The sequence below is a fragment of the Schleiferilactobacillus shenzhenensis LY-73 genome (assembly GCF_000469325.1).
Taxonomy (GTDB): Bacteria; Bacillota; Bacilli; order Lactobacillales; family Lactobacillaceae; genus Schleiferilactobacillus; species Schleiferilactobacillus shenzhenensis.
Window position 1 is genome coordinate 1 of the sequence record NZ_KI271582.1, and the last position, 9,610, is coordinate 9,610.

The 9,610-nt window shown below is 48.1% G+C and carries 7 protein-coding genes and 1 CRISPR repeat array; all 7 genes read left to right on the forward strand.

Going from position 1 to position 9,610, the window contains the following annotated elements; genetic code table 11:
- The coding region (cas4, locus tag L248_RS00005) for a CRISPR-associated protein Cas4 (protein WP_342665158.1) at nt 1–839 on the forward strand (839 nt) is incomplete at its 5' end.
- The gene (gene cas1c / locus L248_RS00010; RefSeq protein WP_040534085.1) at nt 836–1,867 is read left to right on the forward strand and encodes a type I-C CRISPR-associated endonuclease Cas1c; all 1,032 of its coding nucleotides are present in this window, start codon (nt 836–838) and stop codon (nt 1,865–1,867) included. The genes cas4 and cas1c, both read left to right, overlap by 4 nt.
- Before the next feature lie 9 nt (nt 1,868–1,876).
- A complete protein-coding gene (cas2, locus tag L248_RS00015) occupies nt 1,877–2,167 on the forward strand; it encodes a CRISPR-associated endonuclease Cas2 (protein ID WP_040534088.1) in 291 nt (96 codons plus the stop codon).
- A 380-nt stretch (nt 2,168–2,547) separates the two neighbouring features.
- Nucleotides 2,548–3,279, forward strand: a complete 732-nt coding sequence (cas5c, locus tag L248_RS00020; RefSeq protein WP_040534278.1) for a type I-C CRISPR-associated protein Cas5c — start codon at nt 2,548–2,550, stop codon at nt 3,277–3,279.
- Nucleotides 3,276–5,186, forward strand: a complete 1,911-nt coding sequence (gene cas8c / locus L248_RS00025; RefSeq protein WP_022527956.1) for a type I-C CRISPR-associated protein Cas8c/Csd1 — start codon at nt 3,276–3,278, stop codon at nt 5,184–5,186. Before cas5c ends, cas8c begins: the two co-directional genes overlap by 4 nt.
- On the forward strand, nt 5,176–6,069 hold the full coding sequence (gene cas7c / locus L248_RS00030; protein ID WP_022527957.1) for a type I-C CRISPR-associated protein Cas7/Csd2: 894 nt from the start codon (nt 5,176–5,178) through the stop codon (nt 6,067–6,069). The genes cas8c and cas7c overlap by 11 nt, the downstream gene beginning before the upstream one ends.
- A 2-nt stretch (nt 6,070–6,071) precedes the next feature.
- Entirely contained in the window at nt 6,072–8,507 is a 2,436-nt protein-coding gene (locus L248_RS00035) for a CRISPR-associated helicase/endonuclease Cas3 (protein WP_022527958.1), read from the forward strand.
- Between the two features lie 161 nt (nt 8,508–8,668).
- A CRISPR array of direct repeats spans nt 8,669–9,588; the repeat unit is 34 nt; unit sequence GTCGCATCCTCTTGGGGGGTGCGTGAATTGAAAT.
- The last annotated feature ends 22 nt before the right edge of the window (nt 9,589–9,610 follow it).

The window sequence follows — 9,610 nt, forward strand, 5'->3', positions numbered from 1 at the left end:
CGGCGCAGCTCAAGGAGTTGCGTCGTTTTCTATACAGTTGGCAATTTATCTGGGTTAGAGTCACCCGCAAGCATAGTGGTCGGTCGACAAAAACACAAAAAAAGTGGCGCATTCTCGCTGAAGGTGAAATAATGAGCATTGGGCGTTTTGGACAGCAATATACACGAGGGGGAATTACAGTGGAATACGCTGAGGACGGCTGGCTACAAATCTCTGGTATCCAACATTTCGAATACTGCCGAAGACAATGGGCTTTGATACACATCGAACAGCAGTGGCAAGACAACGTATTGACCTTCGAAGGAACGCAGCTCCATGAGAAAGCGGATGACCCGTATTTCAAGGAAAAACGGCACGGAATCGTGTACCTTCGTGCGCTGCGTGTCCATTCTGATTCATTGGGAGTATCTGGGATCTGTGACGTTGTCCAACTGACAGAGTCATCTCAGGGCATTCATGTCAGCGGGCGGTCCGGTAAGTTCGATCCCCTAGTCATTGAATACAAGCACGGCGCACACAAAAGAGACCTGTCCGATGTCCTTCAACTGACCTTAGAGACAATGTGTCTGGAAGAAATGCTCGGCACAAAGATAGCTCAGGGAGACCTTTTCTACTTCAGAACTCGGACACGAGAAACAGTTGATTTAACCGATGAACTGCGGTCGCGAGCTATAGCAGACCTTGAGGAGATGCATCATCTATGGCAACGTAAATACACGCCTCGGGTAAAAGTCGGCCCTCGGTGCAGGAATTGTTCACTTCGAGACATTTGTCTCCCAGTACTCACAAAGACACAATCGGCGGCACAATATTTCGAAGAGAGGCTAGATGCGCAATGAAACCACTATTAAATACGCTGTTTGTCAACACTCCTGACGCTTACTTGTCTTTAGATGGTGGTAACGTCGCGGTTTCTGTAGATTACCAGTCGCTGGGAAAGGTCCCGTTGATTAACATTGATTCCATCATTTGCTTCGCCAGATCTGGTGCGAGCCCAGCTTTGATGAGTTGCTGCATTGACCAAAATAAACCTATGACATTCTTGACCCCTAGTGGACGTTTTCTTGGGACCGTTGTTGGGGCGGTGAATGGTAATGTTGTTCTTCGCAAGCAACAGTACCGTATTTCTGATGACGCAGCATTGGCCGGCGAATTTTCAAGAAACTTTATCATCGGTAAATTGTTTAACCAGCGGTGGATGGTGGAACGCTATATCCGCGACCATGCACTGGTCATTGATACCCAACGATTCAAAAATCTGTCGCAGGCGCTCTTCAGTGCCATCGAGGAGTTACGGGAAACTTCGGATATTGATACGATCCGAGGAATCGAGGGGAATGCCGCGGCAAATTACTTCGCTCACTTTGATGATTTCATACTGCAGAAAGGCAGCGGCTTTTCCTTCAGCGAGCGTTCTCGGAGACCTCCCTTGGATCGAACCAATGCATTGCTATCGTTTGCTTACTCGTTACTAGCAAATGACTGTGCTGCAGCGCTCCTATCGGTGGGGCTTGATCCATACGTGGGATTCATGCATCAAGACAGACCAGGACGGCAGTCACTTGCACTGGATTTGATGGAAGAGTTACGCGGCGTTTTTGCGGATCGATTTGTTCTGAAGCTGATTAATAAGCAGATGCTGGATAAGCAGGATTTTCTGGAACAGGAGAGTGGTGCTGTCATGTTAACGGATAAGGGAAGAAAAGTATTCCTTGACCAGTGGACCGCGAAGAAGCAAGAAACTCTGACGCATCCTTTTCTACAAGAGAAAATTGTCTGGGGACTTGTGCCTTTTGTTCAGGCCTTACTGTTGGCCAGGAGTGTCAGGGGTGATCTAGACAGTTATCCAGCATTTCTCTGGAAGTGAGGCACATCAATGTTGGTAGTAGTGACATACGATGTATCGGTAACCGACCCTGGTGGCCCGCGACGTTTAAATCGGGTGGCAAAAGTTTGCGAGAGATACGGGCAACGTGTTCAAAATTCTGTATTTGAGTGTCTAGTCGACCAGCTGACGTTTACTCAAATGAAGTCGGCACTTTTGAAGACAATCGACGAAGAAATGGATAGCCTACGGTTTTACAATCTTGGGGATAACTACAAGAGTAAAGTAACCCACGTGGGCACTAAGAACGTACTTGACCTGAAGGGACCATTGATTTTCTGACTTGCAAGGAGGCTTGGAGATGCGCTATCGTAATTGGAAGGCGGACGGTACAGTTACCGTAATCGTGGGCACACCCATGCGAATTGAAATGTTGGTTGGTTCATTTAGGACAAAGAGGGGATAATTATCCCCTTTTTCATCAGGATTGATATTGATATTCGTTGGTTGGTTTATTTGTTTGACTTATCGTAGAATGGCGATGTATGATAATTATGCGGGAGGGACGAACCGATCCTCCTGCGAAAACTTACCTCCTAGAAGCAATCCCAACATTTTGCCGAAACCAAGATTCTTGGGACTGCTTTGTACACGGGGCTGAATCACGCGTGTGGATCAGATAAACAACAAAATACATGATCACAATCACTGGAGGTGATTACGTGTCAGAAGACAATCAATTGTCATTCGAAGTTTGGGGCCGGAATGCTCTCTTCACTGACCCACTCACGAGGGGGGGCGAAAAGATGTCGTACCAGCTACCAACATACCAATCTCTTGTGGGGGTAGCTTCCAGTATCTACTGGAAACCCACGTTTATTTGGCGAATCGACAAAGTACGGGTGATGAACCAGATTCGAGTGGAGTCGAAGGCCATCCGGCCATTGGACAAGAACTTTGCCTTAGACAAGAATTCTCTTGCCTATTACACCTATCTGGCAGATGTCCGATACCAAGTGCAGTGCCACATTGAGTGGAACATGCAACGTTCTGATTTGGCGTCCGACCGTAACATGAAAAAACATGTGGCAATTTTCAAACGGGCGTTAAAGGCCGGTGGCCGACGAGATGTGTATTTAGGCACTCGGGAATGCCAAGGGTATGTCAAACCGGTTCGTTTTGATGAAGGCGAGGGTGCCTACGACAATGACGATCGACTTTTCGGGGTCATGGTCCACGGATTTAATTACCCTGAGGAGACTGGCGACCCAATGCTATCAGTCCGTCTTTGGGCACCCAAGATGCACCATGGAATCATTGCATTTCCCCGACCAGATGAATGCACAATTATCCAACCTATTCGAAAGATTGCTGAACAGAATTGGCAACACCCTGACACCATGCAATCCGTTGACGATTTGTATGCCGAACTGATTGGAGGAAATGGTCAATGACAGTGTTTGATGAATTGACAAAGGTTTATGACCGAAATGCCCAAAGCGCCGGTGAATTTATTAACGATGAACGGTTCACGTTGCTGCCGCTTGGACATGTTTCTGTCAAGATTCCAATTGAAGTGGTAGTCGATCAGGATGGCAGCTTTTTGTCAGCTCGAGGGGTGCCAAAAGACGAGCAATTGACGGTGATTCCTGCGACAATTGATGCTGCCACGCGGTCAAGTGGTGTCCAGGCGTTTCCGCTGCAAGACAAAATCAAGTATTGTGCTGGTGATTATATAGAGTACGTCAAAGGAAAAAAGGACTTGAAGAACGCGGCAGAATCACACGCTCAGTATCTTCGCTTGTTGCAAGGCTGGGCAGCTGATCCTGACGTACCTTCACAAATCATTGCCATTGCTTCATATATTGGCAAGAATCAGTTAGTCCATGACTTACTGGGCTCACTGACTAATCAAAAGCTGGTGGCTTCGGTCAAAAACGGGGATTCTTTCGTTCGATTTACTGTTGACGATGCCACTTCTGAGCCGGTGTGGCGCAACAACACAATTTTTCAATCGTGGACAAAGTATTATCTGGCTAAACAAGCAGAGGACGAAGAAACGGTCGGGATTGACTACATTACTGGCACTGAAGTACCCACGACCAAAAAACTTGAGAAAAATGTTGATCCATTTGCCAGCGGAGCAAAGTTAATTTCAGCTAACGACGATTCCAGCTACACGTATCGTGGGGTGTTTTTAGGGGATGATTATTACTCCCTAGGATTTCAACAGTCTCAGAAAATGACCCACGCACTCAAGTGGTTGATTCAACGTCAAGGGATTCATCGGGATACACGTGCATATTTGTTCTGGACCAGTGGAGCAAGCAACGATTCAGTGAATGACGCCATTTCTTTGATGGCCAACGGGCAGACACTTTCTGCCCGTCGCCAAAGGATTAACGCCGCCTCATCTAGTGTCTCGCAAACGCCGGATACTGGAAAACCAGTCGCTATCGAATACAGTAAGAGGTTGCTCGGCATGGCGGGTGATATCGAAACTGATGCTGAACATCCGGTGAATATCCTGTTTCTCGATGCCGCGACTACTGGTCGGATGAGTATCGTGTACTACGATTTGATGCAGTCCGATGAGTTGAAGCAGAACTTAATTAATTGGTCAAGAAAAGCTGTTTTCACCCGTTATTGGGATCAGACTGCGCACCAAATTACGCCGAATTTTTACCAGATAGTTGAAGGCGCTTACGGAATTGGCAAGACAGGATCACGTTATGAAACTGTTCAAAAACGTGCAATGACCCACTTGCTGGTTGCTGTGATTCATGGCCGTGTGATTCCACCCGATATCATCCAAGCGTTTTACCGCCATGTGCGGCACCCAAATAGTTATCACGATGACGCAATGCGTAAAACGACTGCTATGCAGGCTTGGTACCGTGACATTGTCTTCTTCACAGCAATTCAAAACTACAACACCAAAGGAGCGTCTGGAATGAGCTTAGAAAAAGAAAATACCGATCGGTCTTATCTCTATGGCCGATTGCTTGCAGTCGCGGATACTGTTGAGCGAAGTGCCATTCGACAACAACAGGCCCGTGGTGGTAGCCAAACTGATCGTTTAACGACCGCTGTACGCTTTTTCACAAATTTCTCTGAACGTCCTGCAAGTACATGGAAACGTATTTGGTTGGCTGTGGTTCGTTCCTATCTTGGCCGCCTCAGTGCTGGATCACAAGCCTACTATGCAGAACTGGTCAAAGAGATTACCAATATGATGCCTTCAGAAGAGTTCGCGGACGACTCACCACTTTCACCCGTTTTCCTTTCTGGGTATGCAGCACAAAGTGAAGACAATCGATACAAGAAAGACGAAAAGGGAGAGACCTCAAATGACAAGTAAAGTACTGGATCACAAAATTGATTTTTCCGTCGTCGTTGGTGTTCAAAATGCAAATCCCAATGGCGATCCACTGGATGCCAACCGTCCTCGTGTCAATGCTGATGGATTGGGCGAAATCAGTGACGTGGCCATCAAACGGAAGATTCGCAACCGTTGGCAAGATATGAATTTGCCTACTCTCATTCAACAACAGGACCGCATTACCGATGGCGTAACTAACATCCGTGACCGGGTGAAAATGAGTGACGCAGTCAACGAGGTCCTTAAACTGGACCCCAAAAAGACACCGAATTGGCGTGAACTATTCATCAAAGCGGCCACCGAAAGCTGGTTGGATGTGAGGGCGTTTGGTCAAGTCATGCCCTTCAAAGCCAACAAAGAGAAAGACGGTCTAGACGGTGTTTCCATTCCTGTTCGTGGACCCGTCACCGTCCAAGCGGCATACTCTATCAAGCCCGTCCTCATTAAGGAAGAGCAAATCACCAAGTCCATCAATTTGGAACCGGGTGATAGCAAAGGCTCAGACACGATGGGGACCAAGGCAATGGTGCCGTTTGCTGTTTATAAATTTAACGGCAGCATCAATGTCCAGCAGGCTGAACGTACCGGATTTACCGAAGACGATGCCGCAGCATTGAAGGAAGCGTTGAAGACGTTGTTCGTCAATGATGCGTCGGCCGCTCGGCCCGAAGGATCCATGGTGGTGTTGAAGGTTGTTTGGTGGGAACATGATACCAAATTGGGTCAGCTGCCCCCATACGAGGTACACGAGAAGACTCAGGTTAGCTATCCTGATGAAGCTCGGGACTTTTCTCAGGTCACCGTCAGCGTCGATGATCCGCATGTCGATGGCTTGCACGTTGAAGAAATTAAGGGGTATTGACCATGCCAGCAGTCCAGTTTATTGCGCACGGTGAGAAGGATGACGACGGCAAAATTCGTTATCAATCCGTGCACGATCATCTGCTGCAAACACGGGACCTTTGTGAACAGTTTGGCAGTAGTCTAAACTTGGCTTACGTCGCCGGATTGGCGGGGTGGCTTCATGATGCCGGCAAGTATTCCAAAGCTTTTCAGTTGTATATCAGAAAGTCTCTGGATGAAGACCCATCGGCCAAGCGAGGGGCAGTCAATCATGCATTTGGTGGCGCTCACATGCTCCGTCAGTTATTTGCAAATTCCGTTGACGATAACGCAATATACATGACCGAGCTTGTGGAGAATGTCATTATGGCCCACCACAACGCCGACGGTCCCTATGATTTCTTGAGTCCAGTAAAAGGGGAGTCTCCCTTCCTGAAACGGGTTGATGGTGACATCTCCGATTGGAACGTCAGTGAACTTGAAGCGGGCTTCTTCAGTGACTTCTCTCGTGATGAGTATCTTGCTTACGTGGAAAAAGCTGTCGCTGAAATTGCGGTAATTCCTGCTGACGTGCAAGATGCGCAACAGAGCTTTTATCTACGATTCTTGGCCAGTTGTCTAATTGATGCGGATCATCTGGAAACGGGTAATTTCATGGCAGATATTTCTAACGGTCCAATCGCTACATCTGACAAGTTGGAAGTCCTGTATACAACCAACGAAGCAGCTGTTAAAAAACAAGCTCGTGAAGACGCTGCTGACCAAGAAAGTGGTAGGGGACAGATTAACAAGCTTCGTGGAGAAATGTCCGATTTAAGCTGGCGTGCCGGTCAGGACAAGCAGGGGGTTTACAGCCTTAGCGTCCCCACGGGCGGGGGTAAAACGTTTGCCAGTCTTCGTTTTGCGCTAGCTCAGTGTCAACAGCATCACCTTGAACGGATTATCATTGTGGCACCCTACACCACAATTATTGAGCAAAATGCGGAAGCAATTAGAGAATGGCTTTCGTTGTCTGGCGATGATGATACTACAGTTCTTGAGTACCACTCAGCCATCAGCGATGGCCCAAAAAGTGCACGATATTACTATGCACATGATACATGGGATGCCCCAATTGTGATGACGACTCAGGTTGCCTATCTCAATGCTCTTTACGGATCTGGCAGCAAGAATCTTCGGCACATGCATCGCTTGGTCAACAGCGTGGTGGTGTTCGATGAAATTCAGAGCATGCCGACGAAGACGGTTGAAATGAACAATGCAGCTATCAACTGGCTGGCGGATTATGGCAAGACCACTGTTCTCTTGTGTACTGCCACACAGCCAGCGCTATCCCACGACGTTCTGCCGCTTGGAATTGATACCCCTACCGAAATTGTTCCCGACATTCCTAATGCCGAACGTGCTTTCAAACGTGTGCAGTTGCTTACTCAGAACCATCAAGTTTGGACTGTTGAAGACTTAATTTCAGCTGTAAAAGAGGAGCTTGACAGTTCGGGAAGTAGTTTAATCGTTATGAACACCAAAAAGGCCGTTCGTCAGTCTTTTGAGGCGTTTCAGAATCAATATCCTGCCGTTAAGGCTTACCACCTTTCCACTGGCATGTGTGGTGCTCACCGGAAGGAAGTTATCGGACAGATTCACGATGAGTTAGCTGAGCATCAACAGCTGGTTGTGTTCTCAACACAATTGATTGAGGCCGGTGTCGATCTGAGTTTTGGGTCGGTATTCCGTTCGTTAGCCGGGATTGATAGTGTGATTCAAGCGGCGGGACGGTGTAATCGGAACCATGAAGTGAATCTAGGTAACGTTCACCTTATTAAGATGGACAGTAGTGTCGAGAATCTCAGTCGAGGATTAGCAGACATCTCTGCCGGCGCGGGGATTACCGAGACCCTTTTGACAAAGTATTCAGACTGGGATCCACTTTCTGCAGAATTCGTACAGCAGTATTTTCGGCGGTATTTCAATAGCAGAAAGATGTATCTCGATTACCCTGCAACCATTTCTGGTCAACGACTCAATCTTCTTTCACTGTTGGTTTCAACTGGGAATGGAACTATTAATGACACCGGTGTGGTGACGTTCAACCGGCACAATCAAAAAAGTGCCGGCGAGCAACTGTTGAACTATTCCGCACCGCAGACAGTTACCAAGAATTTTCAGGTGATTGATTCGAAGACCACCCCAGTCCTTGTCCAATGGCGTGAAGGGAAGAAGATTGCGGAAACACTGTTGAGTGGTCGCACTGATTTGAAAACGATGTATGATACGCTCAAACAAGCACAGCAATACGTTGTCCAGGTGTATGCCGATAGTCAGTCGCTCGAACAAGCCCTGCGAGATGGAATTTTGGAGTATCATGAAGCATCTGGTTTGTGGATTGCTCGCGAGTCGAGTTACAACGATCAATTCGGCTTAGACCTGCAGCTAGGAAGTCAAAGTTACTATTTCTGAGTAGGTGCGAATGGTAGGCACACAGAAATTTCCGGAGGATTCGCACCTTAAATGGCCTTAGTTCATGCATTATTAGGTCAAAAAGGGATAACGATTCTCCGATTTTTTGTTCAAACCGCAATATCTATTGAGGCCCATCATGGCTTATACAATATGTTGCGGTCGCATCCTCTTGGGGGGTGCGTGAATTGAAATGATCGTCACCGTGTAAGCATAGTAACTACGCTGGTCGCATCCTCTTGGGGGGTGCGTGAATTGAAATCGACCGTCTGGCAAGCTGATCAGTAGGACCGCAGCGTCGCATCCTCTTGGGGGGTGCGTGAATTGAAATTGCGAAGGTGCCCGTGGCCGTAAGGCTCACGGCCGTCGCATCCTCTTGGGGGGTGCGTGAATTGAAATAACATCCTCCTGCTCAGTTACAAGGCGGACGCCGTCGCATCCTCTTGGGGGGTGCGTGAATTGAAATACGTCATTACCGGCGGCCACGACCGCCAAGGGTACGTCGCATCCTCTTGGGGGGTGCGTGAATTGAAATAAAGGAACGAATGCCGAGAACACTAGCACGCTGGTGTCGCATCCTCTTGGGGGGTGCGTGAATTGAAATTCCATGCCGTCTACCCCGACCAAGAAGGCCCCGGGTCGCATCCTCTTGGGGGGTGCGTGAATTGAAATTTAAGCACTACATAGGCCACTTTGCCGTCATTATGTCGCATCCTCTTGGGGGGTGCGTGAATTGAAATATCGAAGTCAGGACTGATCCCCGTTTCGACATGCGTCGCATCCTCTTGGGGGGTGCGTGAATTGAAATGTTATACGGTGTGGTCTGCATAATCGTATCTACTGTCGCATCCTCTTGGGGGGTGCGTGAATTGAAATTGCGGCAACCGCTGGTGCCCCGTTTGCAGTTGGCGTCGCATCCTCTTGGGGGGTGCGTGAATTGAAATCCCATTGTGTTTTCCGGCCCCCCAACCGATATGCGTCGCATCCTCTTGGGGGGTGCGTGAATTGAAATTAATGACAACTTTGTCGGTTTGTCCCTGGTGGTTTGTCGCATCCTCTTGGGGGGTGCGTGAATTGAAATCAGTCCTTGCCGAAGCCCGTAG